The organism is Candidatus Babeliales bacterium (assembly GCA_040879965.1).
Lineage (GTDB): Bacteria > Babelota > Babeliae > Babelales > JACPOV01 > JBBDJI01.
Genome location: JBBDJI010000013.1, coordinates 382,508 through 407,841 on the forward strand (window position 1 = coordinate 382,508; position 25,334 = coordinate 407,841).

At 31.9% G+C, this 25,334-nt stretch carries 20 protein-coding genes and 1 tRNA gene; 13 read left to right on the forward strand and 8 right to left on the reverse strand.

Annotation, left to right across the window (positions count from 1 at the left end):
- The first annotated feature begins 247 nt into the window (after positions 1 to 247).
- Positions 248 to 865: a hypothetical protein gene (locus WDZ41_05550; GenBank protein MEX0940798.1), complete on the forward strand. Its 618-nt coding sequence runs from the start codon at positions 248 to 250 to the stop codon at positions 863 to 865.
- Between the two features lie 28 nt (positions 866 to 893).
- On the opposite strand, the gene WDZ41_05555 is transcribed toward WDZ41_05550, so the two are convergent.
- Together WDZ41_05555 and WDZ41_05560 are read right to left on the reverse strand one after the other, a co-directional pair.
- Positions 894 to 1,646 (reverse strand): hypothetical protein, encoded by a 753-nt coding sequence (locus WDZ41_05555; protein ID MEX0940799.1) that lies wholly within the window; start codon positions 1,644 to 1,646, stop codon positions 894 to 896.
- Position 1,647: 1 nt separating this feature from the next.
- Complete coding sequence (locus WDZ41_05560) at positions 1,648 to 5,199, reverse strand: EndoU domain-containing protein (protein MEX0940800.1); 3,552 nt, start codon at positions 5,197 to 5,199, stop codon at positions 1,648 to 1,650.
- A 140-nt stretch (positions 5,200 to 5,339) separates the two neighbouring features.
- Here WDZ41_05560 and WDZ41_05565 point away from each other — a divergent pair, with 140 nt between their 5' ends.
- The 3 genes from WDZ41_05565 (at position 5,340) to WDZ41_05575 (ending at position 10,747) form a co-directional block, all read left to right on the forward strand.
- Positions 5,340 to 6,758, forward strand: coding sequence for a hypothetical protein (locus tag WDZ41_05565; GenBank protein ID MEX0940801.1), 1,419 nt, complete (start codon positions 5,340 to 5,342; stop codon positions 6,756 to 6,758).
- 134 nt (positions 6,759 to 6,892) lie between these two features.
- Positions 6,893 to 10,336 carry a DNA polymerase III subunit alpha gene (gene dnaE / locus WDZ41_05570; GenBank protein ID MEX0940802.1) on the forward strand — a complete coding sequence of 1,148 codons (3,444 nt, stop codon included), beginning with the start codon at positions 6,893 to 6,895 and terminating at the stop codon, positions 10,334 to 10,336.
- Between the two features lie 276 nt (positions 10,337 to 10,612).
- Entirely contained in the window at positions 10,613 to 10,747 is a 135-nt protein-coding gene (locus WDZ41_05575; GenBank protein ID MEX0940803.1) for a hypothetical protein, read from the forward strand.
- Positions 10,748 to 10,756: 9 nt separating this feature from the next.
- Here the strand turns inward: WDZ41_05575 and WDZ41_05580 are convergent, their stop codons facing one another.
- Positions 10,757 to 11,416, reverse strand: a complete 660-nt coding sequence (locus tag WDZ41_05580) for a hypothetical protein (GenBank protein ID MEX0940804.1) — start codon at positions 11,414 to 11,416, stop codon at positions 10,757 to 10,759.
- A gap of 489 nt (positions 11,417 to 11,905) precedes the next feature.
- Between WDZ41_05580 and WDZ41_05585 the strand changes: the two genes are divergently transcribed.
- A complete protein-coding gene (locus tag WDZ41_05585; GenBank protein MEX0940805.1) occupies positions 11,906 to 12,220 on the forward strand; it encodes a helix-turn-helix domain-containing protein in 315 nt (104 codons plus the stop codon).
- Positions 12,221 to 12,580: 360 nt separating this feature from the next.
- Here WDZ41_05585 and WDZ41_05590 read toward each other — a convergent pair.
- Positions 12,581 to 12,655 (reverse strand) — tRNA-Phe (locus WDZ41_05590).
- Positions 12,656 to 12,959: 304 nt separating this feature from the next.
- Here WDZ41_05590 and WDZ41_05595 point away from each other — a divergent pair.
- The 4 genes from WDZ41_05595 (at position 12,960) to WDZ41_05610 (ending at position 15,511) form a co-directional block, all read left to right on the forward strand.
- A complete protein-coding gene (locus WDZ41_05595) occupies positions 12,960 to 13,994 on the forward strand; it encodes a phenylalanine--tRNA ligase subunit alpha (protein ID MEX0940806.1) in 1,035 nt (344 codons plus the stop codon).
- Between the two features lie 44 nt (positions 13,995 to 14,038).
- Positions 14,039 to 14,956, forward strand: a complete 918-nt coding sequence (locus tag WDZ41_05600) for a UTP--glucose-1-phosphate uridylyltransferase (protein MEX0940807.1) — start codon at positions 14,039 to 14,041, stop codon at positions 14,954 to 14,956.
- 134 nt (positions 14,957 to 15,090) lie between these two features.
- The gene (locus tag WDZ41_05605; protein MEX0940808.1) at positions 15,091 to 15,294 is read left to right on the forward strand and encodes a hypothetical protein; all 204 of its coding nucleotides are present in this window, start codon (positions 15,091 to 15,093) and stop codon (positions 15,292 to 15,294) included.
- Complete coding sequence (locus WDZ41_05610) at positions 15,269 to 15,511, forward strand: hypothetical protein (GenBank protein MEX0940809.1); 243 nt, start codon at positions 15,269 to 15,271, stop codon at positions 15,509 to 15,511. The genes WDZ41_05605 and WDZ41_05610 overlap by 26 nt, the downstream gene beginning before the upstream one ends.
- Before the next feature lie 101 nt (positions 15,512 to 15,612).
- Here the strand turns inward: WDZ41_05610 and WDZ41_05615 are convergent, their stop codons facing one another.
- From WDZ41_05615 to WDZ41_05625, 3 genes are all read right to left on the reverse strand, one after another.
- Positions 15,613 to 16,926, reverse strand: a complete 1,314-nt coding sequence (locus tag WDZ41_05615; protein MEX0940810.1) for an ankyrin repeat domain-containing protein — start codon at positions 16,924 to 16,926, stop codon at positions 15,613 to 15,615.
- Positions 16,927 to 17,199: 273 nt separating this feature from the next.
- Positions 17,200 to 19,608 carry a phosphoenolpyruvate synthase gene (gene ppsA / locus WDZ41_05620; protein MEX0940811.1) on the reverse strand — a complete coding sequence of 803 codons (2,409 nt, stop codon included), beginning with the start codon at positions 19,606 to 19,608 and terminating at the stop codon, positions 17,200 to 17,202.
- Positions 19,609 to 19,697: 89 nt separating this feature from the next.
- Entirely contained in the window at positions 19,698 to 20,249 is a 552-nt protein-coding gene (locus WDZ41_05625) for a YbhB/YbcL family Raf kinase inhibitor-like protein (GenBank protein MEX0940812.1), read from the reverse strand.
- A 431-nt stretch (positions 20,250 to 20,680) separates the two neighbouring features.
- Here WDZ41_05625 and WDZ41_05630 point away from each other — a divergent pair, with 431 nt between their 5' ends.
- From WDZ41_05630 to WDZ41_05645, 4 genes are all read left to right on the forward strand, one after another.
- Entirely contained in the window at positions 20,681 to 21,844 is a 1,164-nt protein-coding gene (locus WDZ41_05630) for a branched-chain amino acid transport system II carrier protein (GenBank protein ID MEX0940813.1), read from the forward strand.
- A 168-nt stretch (positions 21,845 to 22,012) separates the two neighbouring features.
- A complete protein-coding gene (locus WDZ41_05635) occupies positions 22,013 to 22,189 on the forward strand; it encodes a hypothetical protein (GenBank protein ID MEX0940814.1) in 177 nt (58 codons plus the stop codon).
- Between the two features lie 76 nt (positions 22,190 to 22,265).
- A complete protein-coding gene (locus WDZ41_05640; GenBank protein ID MEX0940815.1) occupies positions 22,266 to 22,415 on the forward strand; it encodes a hypothetical protein in 150 nt (49 codons plus the stop codon).
- Positions 22,416 to 22,432: 17 nt separating this feature from the next.
- Positions 22,433 to 22,888, forward strand: a complete 456-nt coding sequence (locus tag WDZ41_05645) for a hypothetical protein (protein ID MEX0940816.1) — start codon at positions 22,433 to 22,435, stop codon at positions 22,886 to 22,888.
- Positions 22,889 to 23,969: 1,081 nt separating this feature from the next.
- Here WDZ41_05645 and WDZ41_05650 read toward each other — a convergent pair.
- Positions 23,970 to 25,241, reverse strand: coding sequence for a nucleoside transporter C-terminal domain-containing protein (locus tag WDZ41_05650; GenBank protein MEX0940817.1), 1,272 nt, complete (start codon positions 25,239 to 25,241; stop codon positions 23,970 to 23,972).
- Positions 25,242 to 25,334: the final 93 nt, after the last annotated feature.

Below are 25,334 nucleotides of genomic sequence, written 5' to 3' on the forward strand. Positions count from 1 at the left end.
AAAAGCCGTATAGATAGATGAACAAGTTCCTACCATAACATTGAAGCTTATGATTTTAAACAAACACTACAATAAAAGAATTTTTTCACCTTTCTTCCTCTTTAATAAAAAATGCTGGACTAACTCGAGCCAAATATATCTAAAATTTTGAATAATACAATCAAAAATAATACTCTTGAAAAAAATTTATTTAAAGATAAGATTACTGACTTATTAACCTTTATAAAATTTCTCAGAGATTATACAAATGAAAAAAAAATATTTTTCTTTGATCTTTCTTTCATTAATAACCTTTGCAACTATTAATGCTGCAAATGATTTTATAAGTCGAGAATGGGAATATTTAGAAAAAATATTCATCCGAAATTCAATTGAAAAAGCTCAAACCGCATTTTATATTCCTAAAGTTTTGGCATGTAGCGGCATTACACTGAGCTATACTACAATAGCATCTTTCATTCACTTTAGTGAGAAAAATAACAAAAAGCTAAAATATCCTGCTACTTTTTTTTATGGATGTTTTTTAGCCGCATCAATTTTATCAATTGTATCGAATTATTTTTGTGTAAAATATATCAACGGTTTTGCAAAAAAACATTTAAGAAACTATTTTGCATACTATGAATTATTGGAATTTATTAAAAACTGGCCGCACCACAAAAATTATACCCCTATTTGTTTTCATGAATCATTCGATGAACTCTATGAAATCTATAAAACAGATTGCTATGATCCAATAGTTAAAGAAAAAGTTAAAGATTTATTAAAAAATATTCTTCAAGGAATTTACAATAGATTCCCGCATCGTTATTTTAAACCAAAAGTTAAAGTAGTATATCGCCCACTATTTCCCTTTTTATGGTAATTGAGTCTATAATCAAGCTTGTTCAATTTTAACCAATTTTAATATGAAAATTATCTTTATATCGATCTATTGAAATAAATTCTGGTTGCTGTTTTATTATCACTTGCCATTCATTGATTAAATTTAATAAAGATAAGCAAGAAACTGTTATTTTAGGCAATCGTTCATGAAATTGAAGGTCAGATATAGCAACTTTATTATTTTCTATTTCTAAATAACAGCGTTGATAAGCTTTTTCAAAAGATTTGTGTCCATGTAATCTTTTCATAATTTCTTTACGAGCATTAGGTTTCTTTAAATCTTCTATTAAAAAATAGGCAAGTAACTCAAGTGCATTATTGTTATCATTAATAATCTCATATTGATCGTTTTCTTTAATAAAATGAACTGATGATTGTTGAATTTCTTGATAAAATTTACCCTCAATATTTATACTATCATTATCTTGAGTAATGATAATTTCATCAACTTTTTGCTTACGAAGCTCAATCCATTGGTCAATAATATAACGCAATTCATCTGCAAATATTATAAGGGAATTAGGATCATAATCTAAATCAGGGGAAGTAATTAATATTTTATTATCATTAATCTTTTTCAAAAGCATACAATTACCTTCACATTCTTGATATGAACCATCTAAAAATCTATAAATCCATTTACCCCAAAATCCAAAATCATAGAGTAAAAGCTCACATAAATTTCCAATAGCTGAACCTAATGGCAATTGACCAAATGACTCATAATCATTTTCATATTTATAAAAATGTGCACTTTTCATGTTAACCTTTAAAAACTGGATAATAAGTTATAATTTTTCCAGATTTATTAAATACCATTTTTATCTTAATTCCTTCGTTGGTTTTCCCGATTAATATCCAGTTACTTTTTTGGGGATTAAATTCAAATAGTTTTTTCTTTTGCTTACAATAATTAAATGCTTCAAAAACTTTTTCATGAACTTTAGTCCTACTCCAATCAGAGGGGAAAAAAGTTGAAGTTTTAACTTTACCATTCATATATCTCCATTCTAATTCATAAATACCATGTTGCACTTTCTCCATTGATAATATCTCAATTTCTTTCCCTTTAAAACGCCTGATTTGATTTTTAAACCAACCACCAACATCATGGTGCCAACCAGAGGCTTTGCCCGAAATGGTTATATCCGGTTGGCAAACATGTTCATAATTAAAATTAATATCTTTTCCTTCAAAAACGTCATAACCTTTTTCTAGACCATCAAATTTGGAGTGTAATTCTTCTATTTCTTTTGAAAGCTTTTTGCCAGGTTGCTCGGCAATTTTTTTATTTTTTTTAATATTTTGTTTTTCAGCACGTTTACTAAATTTAGTTTTTTCCGGCGTTTCTATTATTTCTTTTTTTGCAGATACTTTGCTTTTTGGCTTATATTTATTTTTTGAGGGATCAATACAATTTCCTGATTTATTGCGTACTGTTTTGCGCGTCAAAGAATTGCCTGCTTTTTGCATTTTGCTTATTTGACTAGTATTTTCACTTGTTTCTGCTACTTTATGTGCATTACTAAGATCTATATCTTTGGGTGCAAAATCCATTTCTTTGCAAATGGTATCTTTAACTTTTCCGATAATATCTGATGCTTCTTTTGATCCATGCTCAACTGAACGGACTGCTCCTTGTCCCCATTCGATCGCTTCAATTGCTCGTACTTCTTTTTGAGCAAGGTTACGTAATTTATTAATAAGATTAAATTGCTCTGGAACTTTTATTACTTGCTGCCCGACTTGCAATAATTGATTGCTCGCATTAATCAATAATGGTTTTGTTTTTACAAGCACGGTACTAAAACCACGCCACACAAATGTATCAGCGCAATAATTTATAAGAAGGCTAAATTTTTGGTAAGTCGGCAATTCATAAAGCGTAGTTAAAACCTCATCAATTTCTTTACGGTATTGTATCTGTAAATCTTGCAACGGCAGATCACCTGAATAAGCAACTGCAAATTTACCCATAAAATGTAACAATTGGCCGGTGCCTTTAACTAAATTATATGTTGCTTCTATTGGATGCTGTATCATATCAGTTGTTTCAACCGCTTTTTTTAGTAATTCTAATCCAGCAATTTCAGAATACTTGCTTAAAATGTTTATACATTTATTTATGGCTTGACGATGTTTGCTACCTAAGCCTATGAAAAAAGCATCTCGACGGAGTGCTATTTTTTCTTGTAATTCATTGATATATGCAATGTATTCTTTCAAGCTTAATTCACCAATATTTGAAGGAATAGTTGTGGTAAGAATTGATGGCGCTTCATTCTGCATATCAGTAACAATTGTATTAATTTTTTCAATCAATACTTGATTATTATCAATATCACTTACTATTGCTCGTTCTTGTTCATTTAAAAATATATACTCCAAGCATTGCGCATCTAGACCAAATGTTTTTTCAACCGTTTCTATAGGGTTACATTTTATTAATGCATTTTTTTCTTCTTCAATTATATTAAGCAAACCGAATTGTTTTTGTTCATCAATATCAAATCTTGCTATAATTGTTTCTTGGGGATTAATAAATAGGCCATCATTTTTAAAAGCACCTACAAGATTTTGTTGCTCAATACGATTGCATATTTTTTGCAATTTATTTTCACTAAATACCGAATTTTGATGTATCACTTTTCCATATAAATCATCAATTGATAAAAGAATGTCTTCTGCATACTTTTTTTCTTCATTAACAACTAAATTTGAATGATGTATTCTTTCTGCAAGTGAAGCGATAATTGGAATAAGACGTAACTGTAATTTAATATGACGTTCATTTGTATTGATTTGCAAAACATTGCCGCATTTTAATAACGCATCGCTTTGTTGATGATAAATTGCGTGTACAAAAGATTGTGCTAAAGAGCGATAGGCTAACGCTACTTTAAGATTTTCGGTATCACATGCCTTCATAATGCATTGAATACCATCATTTACAATATTTTTTAATTGTTCATCATTTACATCTAAACGAGCCAAATTGAATAAACATTCTCGTTCAATCGCATGTTCTTTAAAATGAATATTAGCAGGAATATTAATATCTTTTAGCAACTCATTATTGAAGATATCAAGAAATTTTGGCAAGCCACGTTCATCAAATAATTGATCATATACGTCTTTTTCTTCAAGCATGTAACTATCACGATAAGCACCATGAGCACAAAAATGAGCCATCTTATGAAAATTTTGCGTATCATCAAGAAATAAAACTACATTATATAAGAATTCACTGACTTCTGGAGAAGGCTTAGTGATACCCACCGTTTGTAACAAATTATTATAGAGCTCTTCACGATATATAAAAAATTCCTTCATTTTTTCATCAGGAATTGGAATTGCATTATTTTTTTTTATGCGTTCAACAGTGGATAATGAACACTGTTCTGCAATAATATGCTTTCTAATTGTTTTATATAATGGATCTTTTTGAAACTTTTTATCAATACCAAATTCATCAAATTTATTTTTAAAATGCGTAAGATATAATTTTCTTAAAAAAGATTTATGTACCTGTCGTGATTCGTTAACAAAATGCCAAAATCCTTTATTTTGATTGATTATCTCTGCAGCTTTTTGAAATTCATCTTTTTTACACAGATCCATTACTTCTGTAATTTGCTGTAGTGGCTGACTCGAGCTTAATTGTTTTTCTAATTGTGAATCATTAAAACATTTATAACTTGAACTCGCGTTATCAATTTCTTTAACGATGGTATAATAATCATACTTAAACCATTCCTTTGTTTGTTTCTCTAAAGAATCGATAAGTTTATTAAGATCTTTACGATCTGATTCAGTTAATTTTTGCGGTACGCCATTTTTAAACAAAATTCTGGCCATTTTTTCTTTAGTCGAAATTAAATAGCTATTTAAGGTTGATTCTTGAATTTTAAGGCTCACAAATTCTGGCAAATACAGACGATATTTTTCATCTTTTAAACAGCAATTTCGTAAAATATTTAATGTATGATTTATTTCTTGTTCAATAACCTGCATTTTAGTTGATAACTTATAACCCTCCCTAGAATGTAGATATCGGTAATAATCGTTTTTTATTTTGTCTTGAAATATTTCTCGTTGCGCAATAAACGATCTATTTTGCGGGATAACACGCATATCACAAGAAAAGCGATTTGATTCTTGTTGCAAATGCCGTACCGCAAAGTTATCTATTGAAACAATTGCAGATCTATTGAAAGCATCCGCTGCTTGATAATTAGCAAGTTCTCTTTCCATACACAAAATGGGAAAAAACAATATAATGTTTAATGATAAGAAAAATTTTGTCGATTTCATTACTGTTCCAATTTATTAAAAATTTAGAATAAAACAGATGCCAATTATAAAAAAAATCTTATACAAAGCAAGCAAAAGTTTACTTTCTTAGAATTTTGTTTGCATAATAGGATCAAATATATTTTTTACATAAGGAAAACATGCGCCATTATTGCATTATTTTATTGAGTTCTTTTTTTTTCATTTTATACCCAATGGAAGATAAAAAACCCATTTCTTCACTAAAAAAGCTTTGTATTAATAAAATAGTAAGCTTTTTTGCAACCTTAAATAACATTGAAAAAAATAGATTTTTAAAAGAAAGAAAACTTCCTATAGAACTTGAAAAAACAATTGTTAAAGAATTATATTTTCAAAATATAAAAACACTTCTTAAACCAATTGCGCTACAGAAATTAAATTATTCTATAAGCACTGCCGCACTACATCCGGCTAGAAATTTATTAGCAATAAGTATTTATGATAAAAAAACTACCCAATTCAGTGATTTGTTTTTATCTAATTCAAATATTGAGCATTTTGATAATCCACGCTTATTGTTTTTAAACCTTTCTACTTATCAATACAAATCTATTCTTGATATACAAACTACCAAGAAAATAAAAAAGCTAGAATTTAATCAAGATGGATCATTATTATTAGTTCATGCGGATCATAATATTGAGGCATATGATACAAAAAATATATATAAACCTGCCCTTGTATACAAGCATGAAGCTTTACAAAAAATAGATGCGAGTACTCTTCTTGCTTATCAAATTATCTTTAGTAAAAGTAATGTCAGTTATATAGCACAATTAGATAATAAATCCTGGAAAGTAAACTTCAATAACTTTGCGATTCCCTTTCAAGATATTATTACTAAAATTATTATCAATAATAATGATCTCATTGCATTGGTTGCAAACAAACAACTAACTTTATGGAATATAAAAAAACATTCATACAGAAGACTAAATATAGACGATAATATCCATACTATTGCTTTTTCTCCTGATAATCTTTTTTTAATTACCCCACGAAATAATAATATCTTTTTTTATTCATTAACGCCGAATGAGGATTATGAAATTGGCTATCAAATTGGAAAATGCAATTTTGTGAGCCAAACAACATTATATTCACAAAAAGAATTTTATAATGTCCATACTGAAAATATAGCTGATAAAATCATACATATTTATGCGATGATATTTCACCCGATCATACCTTATATACTTATTTCAAGCGCAAGCAATCAAACACTTTCTGTTTTAAATATTAAAACTGGCAAAAAAACCATTATTCCGATTGATAATTTTCTAAAGCAAGAAAACGATTTCATCTCTTCATTACAATTTAATGCGCAAGGCAATCGGCTTATTGGTTTTACCAATAAAGAACAAGTTATTATTTTCCCTTTTTATTCTGAAATTTATTGCCTTGAAAATATTTTAGATGGTCTTGCTAATGAAAAATTAACCGATATTTTTGCAGAGATACATCCTGAAGAGATATGGTCAGGTGCGCCATTTATCGAAATATCTCCAGAAAAAGAAACTATTTGCTCTCTTCAGTAAATTTTTTTTCAGTACCAATTTAAAGAAAAATTAGGTACAATAAAGCAACACAGTAATTCAACTTTTTTTGGATAATTATCATACCGTTTTAAATATCTAGATAAATTATCGCTTTTTCTTAATCCAGGAATTATATGGCGCAGCATTTTACGCACTTACACATGCATACAGAATTTTCATTATTAGATGGAGCTATTAGTCTTGATCGATTAATTAACTTTGCAAAAGAGCAAGAATTTAAAGCACTTGCCATGACTGATCATGGTAATATTTTTGGTGCAGTTAAATTTTTCCAAAAATGTAAGAAAGCTGGTATTAAACCGATCTTAGGCATGGAAGCTTATTTTACCCCAGATGTAACAGTAAAATCGGTTGAAAAAAAGTATTATCATCTAATTTTATTAGTGCAAAATGAAATCGGTTATAAAAATCTCTGTAAACTTATTTCTTATTCTTATCAGCAAGGATTCTATTTTAAGCCACGTATCGATTACCATATTTTAGAAAAGCATTCAGAAGGTCTTATTGCAACTTCAGCTTGTCTTGGTGGCCATATTCCTTCGTTGCTTAAACATAATAATGAGGTTGAAGCAGAACAGCGTATGGATTGGTTTGTATCAGTATTTGGCAATGATCGCTTTTATTTTGAAGTACAGCCGGAAGAACAAGAAGAACAAAAAATTTTAAATCAAAAATTGTATGAATGGAGTACTAAAAAAAATATTCCGCTAATTGCGGCCGGCGATTGCCATTATTTATTGCCCGAAGATCATGAAGCACATGAAGTTATGCTTTCAATTCAAACGCAGCATAAACTTACTGATACCGATCGTTTTTCTTTTGGCGATGTACGTGCTTATGTAAAAACTGCAAATGAGATGCTGAATATATTTAAAGATCATCCGCAAGCAGTTTGGAATAGCGGTAAAATTGCCGATATGTGCACGTTTGATTTTCAAACAGATAAACTTTTTTTCCCCAAATTTGAAATCCCACAAGAACATACCCCAGAAACATATTTTACACAGTTATGTGAAAAAGGTCTTGAAACATTAATTACGCAAGGCCGTATTGATCAAGCGGAAATTAAAACTTATCAAGATCGTTTAAAAATAGAAGTAGATTTAATTACTTCAATGGGTTTTGTTGGTTATTTTTTAGTAGTGAGTGATTTTATTCAATGGGCACGCAGAAATAACATTCCGGTAGGTCCAGGACGTGGTTCTGCTGCTGGCTCACTTGTTGCTTGGTCACTTGAAATAACAAATATCGACCCACTTAAGTACAATCTTCTTTTTGAACGATTCTTAAATCCTGAACGTGTCACAATGCCTGATATCGATATCGATTTTTGTATCGAAGGCCGTGAGACGGTTATTAATTATGTGCGTGATAAATATGGCCATGATAATGTAGGGCAAATAATCACTTTTGGTACTATGATGGCCAAAGGGGTAGTGAAAGACGTTGCTCGTGTACTTGGTATTCCATTCGAAGATGCAAATGCTATCACGAGCCTTATACCAGATCAGTTGAAAATTAGCTTGCGTGATGCGTTGGAACAAGAACCACGAATCAAGGAATTAATTAATGCAAATCCTAAAGTAGCAAAATTGTTTGAAATTGCATTTAAACTTGAAGGAATTACACGACATGCTTCTAAACATGCAGCTGGTATTGTAATTTCTCCCGAGCCAATCGATGAAGTGTTACCAGTATACGTGCCATCAAAAAGCACTGAGCTTGTTACCCAATATGCGATGACTGAACTTGAAAGTATCGGTTTTTTAAAAATAGATCTTTTAGGCCTTAAAAACTTAACACTCATTGATCGCGCGGTACAATTAATTAAAAAAAATTATGACGTTGATATCAATATCGATATGTTACCGCTTGATGATGAAAAAGCATTTATTTTGTTGCGTGAAGGCAACACATCTGGTGTGTTCCAATTTGAATCAGAAGGGGTAAAAGAAGTTCTCCGCAAACTACAACCAGAAAAATTTGAAGATCTTATTGCAGTAAACGCCTTATATCGTCCCGGCCCACTTGGTTCAGGCATGGTGGATGATTTTATTGAACGTAAACATGGCCGCCAAAAAATTACGTATTTATTTGATGAACTTGCACCAATATTGCAAGAAACGTACGGCGTTATTGTTTATCAAGAACAAGTAATAAAAATTGCTTCTGCTATAGGCGGTTATTCACTCGGTGAAGCGGATATCTTACGCCGCGCAATGGGAAAAAAGAAAATTGAAGTAATGGCTGAGCAACGAGAAATATTTTTATCTCGTGCCGCACAAAAAGAATTTGATAACAAAAAATCTGGTGAACTTTTTGATCTTATGGCTTATTTTGCCGGCTATGGATTTAATAAATCACATTCTGCAGCTTACGCCCTCATTGCCTATCAAACTGCTTATTTAAAAGCACATTATCCTGCCGAATTTATGGCATGCTTAATCTCTTTAGAGGCAACTCACCCGGATAAAATGGTATTTTATTTGCGCGAAACAAAAGACATGGGCTTAGGCATTGTACCGCCGGAAATAAATACTTCAGATATTGCATTTAGTGTTGTGCATAATGGAATTCAATTTGGCTTGCAAGGAATAAAAAATGTTGGTCTCGCCGCACTAGAAGCTATTGTACGCGAACGAGAAAAAAAATCATTTAAAGATTTGCTCGATTTTTGCACAAGAATTGACTTGCGCACCGTTAATAAACGAGTTATAGAAAGCTTAATTTGTGCGGGCGCTTTTGATCAATTACCCGGCAACAGAGCACAACAACATGAAGAGCTCGAAATTATTATTGACCAAGCGCTTGAAAAAAAACGCGCCTTAGAAACTGGTCAAATGGGGTTATTTCAAGCAGCAAAAAAATCAAATGGCGATGAAGATGATAGTTACAGCTTTACTGCTCGTCCCGATTGGGCAAATAAAGAGAAATTAGAAAAAGAACGTGAAGTTATCGGATTTTATTTAAGTTCTCATCCGCTCGATGCTTACAAAAATTATATCAAATGGCTTTCAATTCAATCTTTTGATGAAATACTTAATAAAGCATTGCAGATAAATACGCTAGAAGAACCCATTGTGATTGGTTGTGGCTTGCTTAATTCTTGCAAACAAATCATGACAAAAAAAGGTGATCGCATGGCATTCGCACAATTAGAAGATATTTCAGCAAAATGTGAAGCCATTATTTTTCCTAAAGTGTTTAAAAAAGTTGAAGCATGGCTTAATAACTATCAAGTTTTCATAATAAAAGGTTCACTTGATCTTACGGCACAAAAATTATGCAAAATTAAAGTAAATGAACTTATACCAGTCGAACTTTTTTTTCAGGAATGGCCATCAATACGTTCTACTTTATCTCTCCCTGTCGCTTTTGATGCACAACTAATTGAAATGATCAAAAAAACAATGGTTAATGGCACTATTCCACTCGAAATTTTATTTGAAGACAATGGCAAAAAATTACGTCTAAAAACAAAAGAATCTATTGCTTTAGATGAATCAATGTTAAGTGAATTAGAAAAACATAATATTCAAATAAAACTACATATTTAAATAACTATTATAACTCCCTTTAAAACCTGAAGATATTTCTTTTAAAATATTTATCATTTTTAAGCGGTAATTCTCCCGGCGCTGTGCGCGCAGCACCAATTTTTTTGCTTGTACAAAAAACTGGACAAAAATACACCAACATGCTGTTGGATCGTTCATTCGCCCAAATTCGTGCCCACTCATCCTACGACAATATATAGTCTTCAGATTGGGTCACGTTTGGTTTGTATTTTTATAAAAAATTTAATAAATCCGGTAGCGAGTCAAGATCCGAAGATGAAGGTTGAAAACCTGAATGAGAGTTCTCGTTATGAGCGGGAAAATAATCCAACAGAATGTTGGTGCCCTTGTGTTAAGGATATTGGATACCCGGCCGGCATGAGGCCAAATGTAGCGCAAAGTATACATTAAAGCGGAATACTAAATATCGTTTTCAATTAATTGACAAGAATATTCATAATACCGTTTATTTGCTGCTTTAAGTTTTTCAAGAAAGAGTTGCAAAGCATCGCCATTTTTTTTCATGAATGCCATCATAACAATCTGCATATATTCAGACAAAAATGGAGTCAGTATCATATCAGTATGCGCACTCGTTATAATTATTTTTTCATAAATATCAAATAATTTATATTGTGGAATGGTTTGCTCAACCTCTTGCATATACGAAGCTAATGCATCTAATTGATTTTTATTAATATAGATCACTACAAGCTGTTCTAAAACTTCAAAACCACGCTTTTCATGATCAATACGCATATATAATTCAAATAATGCTTTTAAAAATATTTCAGAATCAGGATATAAGGAAATAATATGTTCATACACTGCTGCCGCTTCAATGCATTGATTATTTTTTTTATAAAGATAGGCTGCTTGCTCATATTTTTTTACTGCATCAGCAATATCATTAAATGAAAGAAATATATCACCTGCTAACTGACTAGCTAATGCTTCATTTTCAAAAGAATGCATTAGTAAACGATACATACCTAATGCACGCTCTTTTTCACCCCTTGCTACAAATTCAGCTAATTTATACCATGCAACATTATATTTATCAGCAGAAAATTGTTTCATCTTACTGACCTTTTATCATCTTTTGCTTATATTCATAGCATTCAATAAAAAACCGCTATATTTTTATGAGGCTAGCAAAAGATCCCTTGAAAAATCAAGTTGAAATTGATGAATTTAAAAAGAAAAAAAGAATAAGTCCTTAATCGGAACATTCTGAAGTCAAAACATTGTTTTTAAAAATAAAAACAACACAAGTCCTTGACTATTCTATACTACTCTGTAGTATAATATTCTATGAAGAGAAAAATAATACAGGCCAGAAGTTTTAGCAAATCTATCGAAACTTTATTCAAGAAAAGACGCTTAAAAAGCGAAGATTTTGATCATTTTCAATAAGATTAAAATCAGTGAATAGGGGTAAAAGTGGTGGATTCAGAGTCTGTTATTATTATTTAATACATGATGAAGAAATTTAAATGAACAAGAAAATTTAACAATGGAAGAAAAAAAGATACTCAAAGAATATATAAATAGTTTAAAGAGGTTATTATGAAAAATAAGTTTTTTAAAGATCTAAAAGTTGGACTTGAAGATGTAATTGCTCATAAAAAAGGCAAGCTTAATCTTCGTTCCGATATTATAGAGGTACCTGAGCCACCTTCAGAATATAAACCTCATCAAATAAAAAAAATAAGAATAACTCAACGCTATTCGCAAGGGATATTTGCAAAAATTCTTAATGTGAGCATAAAAACGGTGCAATCATGGGAATCTGGGCAACGATCTCCGAGTCACGCTGCGTTGCGTTTGCTTGAAATTATTGAAAAAGGAATTTACAAGCCTGATATATATAAAAGAAATTAATAGATCTACGAATTGCAGATCTATCTTTATTGAGTTTAATTTGGCTTTGTTTCTTGCTTCACTTCCATTGTTTTAACTTTTTTTAACTCTCTAATTAGGAACTGTAAGTATTGAAGAGTAAAAGCAGCAATTCATTACTACACAAGCTACTCGTTTTTATAATTCTTAAGATTTACAGCTTATCGAAAGTGCTATAAAAATTAACGAAAGAGATAAACATTATTTTAAATTTTGTCATCAATTTAGAAAAAGTTGCATGCTATCGAGAACTAAATTTGATGGCAAAAAAACATCTACAGTATCCAAAAGATATTTGATTTTATAAAAATATCGAAGTAATTCATAATATTGACAAAAAAATGGTGCCGAGGAGTGGAATCGAACCACCGACACTGTGCTCTTCAGGCACATGCTCTACCACTGAGCTACCTCGGCAAATATTAACTAGGTAAGTATTATGTATGGTACTTAAGTAGAGATTTTTGTCAATAAGAAATACGAAATTGAGTCATTTTCTGATACTGTAGAATCCCTCTGCACGCAAGAATACTAATTATCGAATTTTAGGAATTATTTATTCATTTAATTGATAAACTGCATATTTAGGCCTCGAAAGTCAATTAAAATATGAGCGATTGCAAAAGATACTAATATCCGCAATTAAACGTTGCCAAGCTACTTTTCATTTGTTAGTATTGTTTCGTAGTTTATTAAAAAATTCATTTTATAGGCAGCCCGCATGAACTCAATTAAAGAGCGTATTGACCGCATCAAAACAGAGTTTTTATCTGCTTTAAAACAAGTAAAAAAAGAAGAAGATCTGGAAAAAATCCGCTTAACCTATCTAGCTCGCAAAGGTAGCATTGCTGAGCTAATGAGTGCACTAAAAAGTCTTTCCTTAGAAGAAAAAAGAGCGGTAGGCCCATTATTAAACAAACTTAAGCAATCATGCGAAGCTCTTTTTGAAGCTAAACAAAAAACACTTAAAAAAGAGCTCATTCTCGCCGAACAAGCAAAAAAAATTCATTTTGACGTTACCGCTTATTTGCCCAATAAACCAAAAGGCAGCTTGCATCCACTGACGCAGATACAGGAAGAGGTTAATGATGCTTTTATTTCTCTCGGTTTTGAAATTGCCGATGGCCCTGAAATAGAAAATGAGTTTTATAATTTTGAAGCACTCAATATTCCTGAAAACCATCCAGCCAGAGATATGTTTGATACTTTTTGGCTTGATATTCCTGGACTACTTTTACGAACTCATACTTCTTCAGTTCAAATTCGCACAATGCAAGAACAAAAACCGCCGCTAGCTATAGCTGCTCCCGGTAGAGTTTATCGACATGAAGCCACTGATGCTTCTCATGATTATACTTTTATGCAAGTTGAAGGATTAATGGTCGACAAGAATATTTCCCTTGGCAATTTGCTTGCAACTGTTCGAAGTTTTATGCAAAAGATTTTCGAAAAAAATAATCTTGATATTCGCGTTCGTCCTTCTTATTTTCCTTTTGTTGAACCCGGTATTGAAATTGATATTGAATGCCCCTTCTGCAATCATGGTTGCTCAGTCTGCCAAGAAACAGAATGGATAGAAATTTGTGGAGCTGGACTTGTTCACCCAAATGTCTTAGACTCCTGTGGTATAGACCCCAATGAGTATTCAGGGTTTGCATTTGGTTTTGGTTTAACCAGATTAGCAATGTTAAAATATGGCATACCTGATATCCGTTTACTACATTCAAGCAATATTGAATTTCTTAAACAATTTTAGGTTTAAGATGTCAGACATCACATTTTTGTAAAAAAAGGAGTTCAATGGACATCATAAAAGCAGTTATTCCCGCAGCTGGTTTAGGAACACGCTTTTTACCTTTTACTAAAGCAGTCCCTAAAGAAATGCTTCCGCTTCTTAATAAACCAGCAATTCAATACATTATTGAAGAAGGCATTGCTGCTGAACTTAAAAATTTTATTATGATAACCTCAAAAGAAAAACATGCCATTAGTAATCATTTTGATTCTAATATTGAATTAGATATGATTTTAAAGGAACGTGGCAATAGTGAAATTCTACATACTCTTACCCGAATCACGCAAACTGCTGCTTTCAGCTATGTACGTCAAATAGAACCGCGCGGGCTTGGTCATGCCATTTGGTCTGCACGACATTTAATTGGAAAAGAATATTTTGGTATTTTTTTACCTGATGATATTATCATTTCCAAAATACCCGCATTAGCACAATTGATGAAAATTGCGCGTCAAGAAAGAGCAAGTGTTATTGCAATTCAAGAAGTACCAATGGATGAAGTATCTTCATATGGCGTTATTGGCATAAAAAAACAAATTACGCCAAATTTATTCCAAGTTTCACATGTGGTTGAAAAACCGGAACAAAAAGATGCCCCTTCTAATTTGGCAATTGTTGGGCGTTATGTGTTATCAAATAAAATCTTTTCTTGTTTAGAAGAAATTGAAACTGATGAACAAGAAGAATTGCAATTAACTGACGCTATCAGCCAAATGATTCATAAAAATGAAAAGGTCTTTGCCTATAAAATTCAAGGTGTACGTTACGATATTGGCAACCCAATCGGTTGGATTAAAGCAATTATCGGCTGCGCATTACAAGATCCTTATTACGCACCACATATTAGTAAATTTTTAGAAGATCGTAAGGCTTTAGAAGAATTTATTTATAATCCTACAAAAATTACTGAACATCACTTATAATCCATAATCTCATCCATAACTTAAACTTTTTCTTTTACTATTTTTAATAATATTGCAATTTGAAAATTCAATAGATTATTATTAATAATGAAGCATTTGAAAAAATTTTTGATCGTTGGTTTATGGAGAGATATGTGAAGCAATCAATAATCTTTATATTTATTTTTATGCAATCTTTTATCCTCAATTGCTGCCCATGTGTAGGGACGGTAAATGAACAAAGTCCTCCATTTTTTTTAGATGAATGTTATTTGAGTGAAACAATCGATTTTGATACGACGAGTACGGCAGTTGAAAATGATCAGGAGACTCATGAAGAAATTATTACTAGCTCTTAGTTTATTTATGGGAAATATATATGGTGAATTTGGTTGCATGGATAACAGCAAGCATTTAGATACACGCACTGGACCTGACTTTAAAAACTATCATTACGTCTCTTGTACTTGCCCATGCTACCGCTACAAACAATCGTTCAAACGTGGGCGATGCGAAGAATGCTTACATTATCGCGCACCAAGAGGAACGTTACAAATAAATACGCAGTTTCGTTAATTTAACACTCGTGTATAAAAAAAGAGACTTACCGTTATTGCACAGTAAGTCTCTCTGATAATTTTAAAAAAATTATTTCTTTAATTGTTTTGTGATAAAATTTATCGATATTTTGCCAATTTCCAACCACCATATAATGCACAACTGTATAATAAAGCTTTAAGGAGCAATTCTTTTTTGCTTGTACTATGTGTTGAATATTTGCAAAAATTTATGATATTTTCATTAATTGACGCACCATGTGTGATGAGTAGTTTTGCCAATTTATATTGTTTGTTAAGTAATGCATAAATAAGCGCTGTAGCATGTTCATTATCACATAGGTTAATATTAGCACCATTTTGTAGAAGTAATTGTATTGTATCTAGATTACCCATATATACTGCGCGCATTAATGCTGACCATCCGTCATTATTTTGCATATTAACTTGGGCACCATTTTGAATAAATAGTTGCATTATATCTAGATTACCCTTTTCATACATTAATACTGTTTGACCATGAATATCTTGCATATTGACTTGCGCACCATTTTGTAGAAGTAATTGTATTGTATCTAGATTACCCATATATACTGCGCGCATTAATGCTGTTTGACCATAAATATCTTGCATATTGACTTGCGCACCATTTTGTAGAAGTAATTGTATTATATCTAGATTACCCTTATATGCTGCATGAATTAATGCCGACATGCCTTTATTATCTTGCTGATTTATTTGCGTGCGATTATTAATAAGAAGTTGCGATACCACATTTGTATGCCCCTCTTGCACAGCAATCATCAATGCAGTTTCACCTTTATTATTTGACTTATTAATATCCGCACCATGATTGATAAGAAATTGCACCACAACATCATGGCCTTCACCTGCCGCATACAGCAAAGCGGTCTCTCCGCTATTATCCTGCTGATCAATTTGTGCGCCATTCTTGACTAAAAATAGCATAATATCAATTGCGCCTTTTTGCGCTGTAATCATCAATAAAGTAGTACCATTACTTTCCAAAGCTTTAAAATCTGCACCATGTGCTACTAAACTTTCGAATAATGCTAGTTTTTTATTCTTAATCGCACTGATTAAGGATGTTTCTTCATTAATTGTACAATTTATATCAGCGCCACCTTTGATAAGATCATCCAAATATTCTGATCGCAAATCTCTATCAAATAATGCTTTATTATAGGAATCTTTATTGGAATATTTTTGCCAAAACAAAATATCTACCTTCAAATAATCAGGAAGATTTGCATCAATGGCATCAATCGGCAACTCTCTGCAATCTAGATAGCGTCCTATTGCAGAAGCTGCTTGTGTTTTTAATGAGATTGGCTCCATAGCTTGTATAGAAACGCCAATAAGTAAAATTACAGGAAAAAGCACTGTGCGTGCATAATTTAATAATAAATTCATTTTTAAATTCTCCATTAATAAAGTCGAATAATATTAATCTGACCTTTTTAAAATAACACTCAACTAAATTATTGTCAATTTGAGAAACAATAAAGCATCATTTTCAGGTTATTCTGGTAAAAAAATTTCACAATGAAATGAATCGCCATAGTAGCGAAGCGTTTATTGTTTCATATAGAAAATACACAACCTATTAAAGAAGACTGGGAAGGATTCTGTTATGGTTTAAGAACATGGGTTTTTTTCTGGCGTAGCGTTAAATGATATGCAAAGTTAATTTTGCTTTTTAAATCGCATTAAAAAGGGCAAAACCGAATCAGGATTTAAAGAAATTGAATCAATACCAATTTTGATGAGGAAATCACCAATCTCGGGATAATCAGAAGGAGCTTGCCCACAAATACCACTCCGAATATTATTGCGCTTAGCACCTTCAACAGCTAACTTCATAATTTGTTTGACTGCTTCATCTCGTTCATCAAACAATGGTGCTAATAAATCAGAATCGCGATCAACTGCTAATGTCATTTGTGTCAAATCATTTGAACCTATTGAGATTCCATCAAATAATTTTGCAAATTCATCAATTATAATAACATTTGAAGGAATTTCGCACATCATATATAATTGCAACTCATTTTCATGGCGCTTTAAGCCATTTTTTGCTATAATATCAATTACTTTTTTTGCTTCATGCACCGTTCTTATAAATGGAATCATAATAAAAACATTCGTAAAACCCATTTGATTACGTACTTTTTTTAAAGCTTCACATTCTAAAGCAAATGCCGGTTCATATAATTCATTATAATAACGAGAAGCACCACGCAAACCTAACATTGGATTTTCTTCTTTTGGTTCAAAATATTTACCGCCAATTAAATTACGATATTCATTAGTTTTAAAATCTGATAACCGTACAATCACCGGTCTTGGATAAAATGCTGCCGCAATAGAACCGATCCCTTGTGCAAGTGTATCAATAAAAAAAGTTCGTGCGTTAGGATAAGCGCGTGAAATAATCGCAACTTCTTTAAGAATTACCTCATCTTCTATTGCTTCTGGCTTTACTGCTACCATCGGATGTATTTTAATTTGATTACTAATAATAAATTCAATACGCGCCAAACCAACACCATCCACTGGCAAAAATGAAATAGGAATTGCTCGATCAGGATCAGCAATATTTACAAAAATATTGGTTTGCAATTGTGGTAGTTGAGCAATATCAATTTTTTCTTTTTCAATTTCATATTGTCCATCATAGACATATCCAGTAGTGCCACGACTACAATCAACCGTAATTTTTTGTTCTTCCGATATTTTTGATGTTGCCCTATCAGTTCCAACCACTGCCGGAATGCCAAGCTCACGACTCACAATTGCCGCATGACTCGTGCGCCCACCACGATCAGTAATAATAGCGGCCGCTTTTTTCATGATTGGTACCCAATCTGGATCTGTCATCGTCGTTATTAAAATATCGCCTTTATCAAATATGGTTAAATCATTTATATTTTGCGCTACGCGTGCAACACCGGTAGCAATACTTTCTCCGATGCTTTGTCCTTGAACTAATAGTTTAGCTTTAAGCTCATCTTGCGTAACATTTTTAAATGAAAAGCGCAGTAAAAAATTGGATTTTTCTTGCGGTGCATGTACTGTTTCTGGCCGAGCTTGCAGAATATATAATTTTTTATCAATACCATCTTTTGCCCATTCGATATCCATGGGCAGCCAACCACCTTTTTTTTCTGAATAATGATCTTCAATGATAACCGATGCTTGTGCAAGTTCAATAATTTCATCATCAGTTAATGAAAAATTATTATATTCTTTATTACCCGTAGTCACTTCAGTAACTTCATGGTAAGGATCTTCGGCATAAATTAATTTAATTGGTTTATCGCCCAAATGTTTTTTTATAATTGGTCGAAAACCTTCTTTCAAAGTTGGCTTAAATACACGAAATTCATCAGGATTTACTTTTCCCTTCACCACTACTTCACCAAGTCCAAATGCAGAATTGATCATTACTATATCTTTAAATCCAGTTTCCGTATCAAGCGTAAAGATAACGCCAGCACTTGCTAAATCTGAACGTATCATTTTTTGCACACCTACTGATAAGGCAACTTTAAAATGATCAAATCCTTTTTCTTCTCGATAAATAATGGCTCGATTGGTAAATAAAGATGCCATGCTTTTTTTGCACGCTTCTAGTAAATTTTTTGTTCCTTTTATATTTAAAAAGGTATCTTGCTGCCCGGCAAATGATGCTTCTGGCAAATCTTCTGCAGTTGCTGAAGAACGTACCGCAACATCAACATTTTCTTGATTATAATCTTGCGAAAGTTCATGATAAGCTTTGATAATTTCTTGCGCTAAATCTTCTGGCATTTCACCATTTTCAATCAGCGTACGTATTTCTTTGCCGACTTCTCTTAATACGACAAGATCATTTTTATCAGTCAAACGCGCCATTGCTGTTTTCATTGACTCAAAAATTTTATTATAAGAAAGAAAATACCAATAAGCATCAGCAGTCACCGCAAAACCTAATGGTACACGAATACCTTTTGTGCTTAATTGCGCAATCATTTCTCCTAATGCCGCATTTTTTCCACCAACAGAAGGAACATCTTTCATTGAAAGATTTTTGAATCGCCGAATATAACGCATCAAGATACCCTACTTAACTTTTTAAGTTTAATTTTATTTTGTTGAATTCAGCTTATTGAATTATAACAAATCGTGCAAGAACTCAAAGATTAAGAACGTTCATATAATCCGACAAGTTCACTTTTTGCTAAAATATGTCCTTCCATGCTTTTCTCTAAATCTTGTTTTGAAATATTTTTTGGTAAATCCAAAATAGTATCAAGCGCATATAATTTAAAAAAATAACGATGCTTACCATGCCCTTTTGGTGGACATGGGCCACCAAAACCTGGCTTACCAAAATCAGTATTTCCTTCTTTACCACCAAGTTGCGCAATTGCCATTCCTTCATCTAATTTAGTTATATGAGCCGGTAAATTATACACAACCCAATGAACCCATGTTTTATTTGGTGCATCGGGATCATCAACAATTAACGCCAAACTTTTGGCATCTGATGGAACTCCTTCCCATTTGAGTTCTGGCGAAATATTTTTTCCTTCACAAGTAAATGTTTTAGGAATTGATTGATTATTTTCAAATGCCGGACTAAAAAGTTTCATATTTTTATTCCCCTCATTTTTTTGATTAGTAGTTTTTACATAATGATAACCGCATCCGATTATCACAACACCTAATATGACCAAAAATATTTTTTTCATCCTATCTCCTTTTTATTTAATATGCTCATTATATGCTATTTTATATTGACTGAGTCAAGAAGAACAAACATCTGTTTTTCCGCATCTGTGCTTTCTCTTATCTTCGATCCAATCAGCAAATAATGCTTAAGCTTGTTGAAATAGAATATATTAAGTATAATAATCGTGTAATCCTCATGTTTTAATCAGTTTTAAGTTCAAAACGGAAGGAGTATCCGTGGACACAGCAATAGTGAGAGATTCACTGCTCAAGTACTATTTTAATGTGCCTTATTTTACTACTATATTCACTAGCATTTCAATGTGTATCTCTATGATTATGGCCCTCATGGGCACAATTCTTATGACATCCGTCACAAAAACTATTTTATAATTTTGTTCTCCATTTTTTTGATTTTTATTTTAATATATTAGTATTTTAAAGGATTTTAATGAAACGTTTTTTTAATTCAGAGATTATCACAACTGGTTTAGCTATTTTTTCTATGTTTTTTGGCGCTGGAAATCTAATGTATCCGATTAGAGTTGGTTCAAGTGCTGGTGACGCAAATCCATGGGCAATTGCCGGTTTTTTAATTACGGCAACTTTATTTCCACTCATTGGGCTTATTGCTATCATTCTTTTTCAGGGAGATTACGCGCGATTTTTTTATCGACTAGGAAAAATTCCAGGATTTTTTCTCATTTTATTTTGCCTAAGTATTGCTGGCCCTTTGATTGCGATGCCACGCATTGTTGCTCTTTCTTATACCGTTATTGCCCCATTTTTTCCTGGCTTATCATTATTTTTTTTCAGCATCATCTTTTTATTTTGCACTTTTTTAGCAACATATAAAGAAAGTAAAATTGTTGATTTGCTTGGTTATGTAATAAGTCCTTTATTATTAATATCTTTAGTTATTATTATTATAAAGGGATATTTTTCTCCTTCTTTAGGAGTAACTACCACAACGCAAGCACCATTAGAAATGTTTTGGAAAAACTTCATTTATGGCTATGAAACTTTAGATTTACTCGGTGGTATTTTCTTTTCATCTATTGTTATTACTATCTTGCAAAAAAACTTTGCAACCTTAGGTTCTTCAGATTTTAAAAAACTTGCACTAATGAGCTTAAAATCAGGCATTATTGGCGTATCTTTGCTTGGTTTAGTTTACCTTGGATTAAGCTACTTGGGTGTATATTTTGGCCATGGGTTAGAACATATTAACGAAGGTGAATTATTCAGTGCTGTTTCATTTCGTATTCTTGGTCCTCATGGTGCCGCAATTATTGCATTGGCTGTATTAATGGCTTGCTTTTCCACCATTATAGCGTTAACTGCTATTAATTCAGAATTTATTAATAAGCAAATTTTTAAAGGTAAAATAGGCTATATCAATTCAATAATCATTGTATTACTATTGACACTTATTCCATCGAATTTAGGGCTTGGTCCAATTTTGGAATTTTCTCGGCCCATTATAACAATCGCATATCCAGCTTTAATTGTTTTGACATTAGTAAATATCGCTTATAAACTATTTAACTTTAAACTGGTTAAAATTCCAGTAGCGATTACACTTATTATTTCATGCATAGCATATTTTATTTAGATCTTAGCCTGAGCATTCAGTTTATTTTTTATAAATAACTGAGTGCTCAGTATTTTTCTTTTAATGAAAATCCGTATATCTTATAAAAAATACTAGCATTTTTAAATCAAAATGCTATGTTTTTAATCTCAATAGAATTACTAAACAAATATACAAAGGGATAAGAGAATGAAAAAGCTTATACCATTCGCATTGAGTCTCTTAGTTTTAGCTAGTTTACCTGCATGCAACAGGGATAAACCTAAACCTCAGCGTGAACCAGTAGTAACAGATGAATCTGGAAACCCGCGCGTTGTACAAAAAGAAATTGGATGGGAAGAACCTCAAGAAGAAACCTATGCTTAAAAGCTTGTCTTTTGCATAATCTAGCTTTTTTATAATGTGCATGCTAACTTAAAATATAAAAATAAAAGGAGTTAGCATGCACAGAAAATTTAATCATAAAGTTCTTGTTTGGATTTTTATTGGTCTTTTTATTGCGGCAGTGGTATACATTTTTTGGCAACGTTATACACCTACTCCCCCACCACAACCTTTGTTTGAAAATACTAAAGAAGCATTAGTTGATTAAAAAGGAGAATTTCAACAATGTACTATTCTCATTTTTTTTTATTAGTACTATTTCCGCTTTGCTTACCATGCAAAAGTTGTTTTAAAATTCCAACCTCCCTCATCGATAACCCAACTTGTATAATTAATTTTGAAAATTCTAATACTTTTCAACTAGAGCTTGAATCACAAGAATTACGTTCTGTAGATATATTAGAGCAATTAAATCTATCAGATTGCTGTGGAATTAATTTAGAAAATAATGATATAATAACAATCGAACCATTAGCAAAGCTAAAGCCAAATGCGAGTAAAAAACTGCAGTATATTTTTTTAGCTCATAATCAAATTGTTAATATCTCTTTAGAAACACTTATTGGATTATGCCATGCTTTTCCTGAATTAGCCGTACTAAACCTTGAGAATAACCCTATTCAAAATCCTGAATTAATTGATATATTTAATGAGGAGCATGATATACAAATAACTTATTAAATTGGTAATTTAGTATGAATAATGAGCATTTAATTTTTATCCTTTATGATAGTATTACCAACTCAGTTTTTAATAGCCAAGTATTACAACCACTGATAAATCGAAAAAAAAAACAAAAAAAACTATGTATTACTATTGTCAGTTTTGAAAGGACTATACCTAGTAATACGCTACTTAATGCTATTACAGCGCATGACATTGAAATTAAAATTTTTAAACGGTATCCATTCTTCGGCTTTATCTCTTTAAAAAATTCCATAAAAAAACTCTATGAATACTTACTCGATAAAGAAGTGTATACGTTAACTGCTCGCGGACCTCAGGCGGCTTTCATTAGCTTCAAATCATTAAATCAGGGCAATTGCAAGCAATTCACCATACAGGCACGTGGCTTGTTAACTGAAGAATTTATGTATCAACATCAAACATTACCTGCAAATAAATATTATCGCTGGTTTATAAAATTACGCAAAAAACATATACGCAACCTTGAAGATTTTATTTATAATAATGATGTTCTAAAAACTTTAGAAATGCCAGCAATTATTGAAGCAGTGAGTCCCGCCCTTAGGGAATATTTAATACGACATTATACAATCGAACCATCACGAATTACTATCGCTACAAACGATATTCCTAAGTTTCTTACAAAACAACAAAAAGCATTATATGCCAATGAAATTCGCACTAAATTAGGCATTAGCTCTCATGCATTTGTATATTGTTATAATGGCTCAATAAAACCGTGGCAGTGTCCGGAAAAAATCATTGATTTTTTTAAAGCGGAACAAGTCATTAAAAAAAATTGTTTTTTACTTGTGCTGACACAAAATAAAAATGAATTTAAAAAACTTCTTAAAAAGGCTGGATTAGATCCTGCATCTTACTATGTATGTTTTGTTTCTCATGAAGAAATTTATCGATACCTTGCAGCGTGCGATGTAGGATTATTATTCCGGGAACATAACATTATTAATTGGATTTCACGCCCAACTAAAGCGCTGGAATATCATGCGGCAGGATTGCCGATTATTCATAATAATTCGGTTGCTATTGCCCAATATTTATCAACGCCAAAACTTTATAGCAACAAACCGGCAATCATTGCTGATAATAAATTAGACAATGAACTTCCAAGTACCGTTAATAAACCAAATTCGCATAACCATTGCCGTTTTTCTGGCACTAAAGCTCCAATGCCGCCAATTTGAATTCCAATACAAGAAAAATTCGAAAACCCACATAATGCATAGGTAAGTATTGATATAGCACGTTCTGATAAATGCATATCAAGCATTTGTGCATAAGCTACCAATTCGTTCACCGTAACTTTTATACCTAATAATTCTCCGGCCTTCAATGCTTCCGTACCAGTAAAACCAAGTAAATAACCAAATGGCGCAAATAAATAAGAAAAAATGATAGAAAGATTTAATGTCGGTAATTGAAATGGAATCGCTACATAAGCTAATCCAGCATTTATATAAATTGCAATTTGTTCCAGACTCAAATTTACTAACGCAAGAAGCGATAAAAATGAAATTAACATCGCCCCAACATTAAGTGCTAAATATAAACCATCAGTGGTACCGGTAGAAATTGCATCAAAAATATTTTTAGTTTCTCCTTCATATTCAATCTGAACATTCGTACCAGTATGTGTCTCCTCAGTTTCTGGATATAAAATTTTAGCAATCAAAATAGTACCGGGAATTGCCATAACACTTGCAGATAAAAGATGCTCGGCCGGTACACCCATCGCTGCAAATACTGCAAGAATTGCACCGCTTATTGTACCCATACCACTAATCATTACCACCAATAATTCCGAACGCGTCATATTTTTTAAATAGTTACGAATTAATAATGGCGCTTCTGTTTGACCCAAAAAACTATTTGCAATCGCACATAAGGTTTCTGCACCAGAAGTTCCTAAAACAGGGCGCACCAATAAACTGACAGCATATACACATTTTTGTACAATACCCCAATGAAATAACAAGGCCATCAGCGCACCAAAAAAAATAATGATCGGTAATACCTTAATAGCAAAAATAAAGCCCCACGGTGTATTAGCGTTTGCTAAATTACCAAATAAAAACGACGCTCCTTGATCAGCGCAGACATATAATTTTTTCACCACTTCGGCAACTGCGGCAATAATACTATGGCCAATAGTAGTGCGAAGCACAAGATAAGCTAAAACAAACTGTAAAATTAATCCATTAACAATAAGTTTATAATTAATTGCAGCACGTTTGCGAGAAAATAATATTGCAATAAATAAGATGAAAAAAATTCCGATAAGATTACAATAGCGATTATATTCCAATAAATACTGATACCATGTCATTGCAAAATCCTTTTGAAGAATATGGTTAAATTTTGATTGTCCTTTAGTATAAACAAAAAAAACATTACGCCAAATGAATTTTTTGTATTTTTG

Bases quoted from the DNA above. Each gene is read 5' to 3' on its own strand.
- WDZ41_05630 (MEX0940813.1), top strand. From the start codon at position 20,681: ATGAAACGTTTTTTTAATTCAGAGATTATCACAACTGGTTTAGCTATT.
- WDZ41_05580 (MEX0940804.1), bottom strand. From the start codon at position 11,416: ATGAAACAATTTTCTGCTGATAAATATAATGTTGCATGGTATAAATTA.
- WDZ41_05560 (MEX0940800.1), bottom strand. From the start codon at position 5,199: ATGAAATCGACAAAATTTTTCTTATCATTAAACATTATATTGTTTTTT.
- WDZ41_05625 (MEX0940812.1), bottom strand. From the start codon at position 20,249: ATGAAAAAAATATTTTTGGTCATATTAGGTGTTGTGATAATCGGATGC.
- WDZ41_05585 (MEX0940805.1), top strand. From the start codon at position 11,906: ATGAAAAATAAGTTTTTTAAAGATCTAAAAGTTGGACTTGAAGATGTA.
- ppsA (MEX0940811.1), bottom strand. From the start codon at position 19,608: ATGCGTTATATTCGGCGATTCAAAAATCTTTCAATGAAAGATGTTCCT.
- WDZ41_05575 (MEX0940803.1), top strand. From the start codon at position 10,613: ATGAAGGTTGAAAACCTGAATGAGAGTTCTCGTTATGAGCGGGAAAAT.
- WDZ41_05635 (MEX0940814.1), top strand. From the start codon at position 22,013: ATGAAAAAGCTTATACCATTCGCATTGAGTCTCTTAGTTTTAGCTAGT.
- WDZ41_05555 (MEX0940799.1), bottom strand. From the start codon at position 1,646: ATGAAAAGTGCACATTTTTATAAATATGAAAATGATTATGAGTCATTT.
- WDZ41_05650 (MEX0940817.1), bottom strand. From the start codon at position 25,241: ATGACATGGTATCAGTATTTATTGGAATATAATCGCTATTGTAATCTT.
- WDZ41_05610 (MEX0940809.1), top strand. From the start codon at position 15,269: ATGAAGAAATTATTACTAGCTCTTAGTTTATTTATGGGAAATATATAT.
- WDZ41_05595 (MEX0940806.1), top strand. From the start codon at position 12,960: ATGAACTCAATTAAAGAGCGTATTGACCGCATCAAAACAGAGTTTTTA.
- WDZ41_05550 (MEX0940798.1), top strand. From the start codon at position 248: ATGAAAAAAAAATATTTTTCTTTGATCTTTCTTTCATTAATAACCTTT.
- WDZ41_05565 (MEX0940801.1), top strand. From the start codon at position 5,340: ATGCGCCATTATTGCATTATTTTATTGAGTTCTTTTTTTTTCATTTTA.
- WDZ41_05600 (MEX0940807.1), top strand. From the start codon at position 14,039: ATGGACATCATAAAAGCAGTTATTCCCGCAGCTGGTTTAGGAACACGC.
- WDZ41_05640 (MEX0940815.1), top strand. From the start codon at position 22,266: ATGCACAGAAAATTTAATCATAAAGTTCTTGTTTGGATTTTTATTGGT.
- dnaE (MEX0940802.1), top strand. From the start codon at position 6,893: ATGGCGCAGCATTTTACGCACTTACACATGCATACAGAATTTTCATTA.
- WDZ41_05615 (MEX0940810.1), bottom strand. From the start codon at position 16,926: ATGAATTTATTATTAAATTATGCACGCACAGTGCTTTTTCCTGTAATT.
- WDZ41_05645 (MEX0940816.1), top strand. From the start codon at position 22,433: ATGTACTATTCTCATTTTTTTTTATTAGTACTATTTCCGCTTTGCTTA.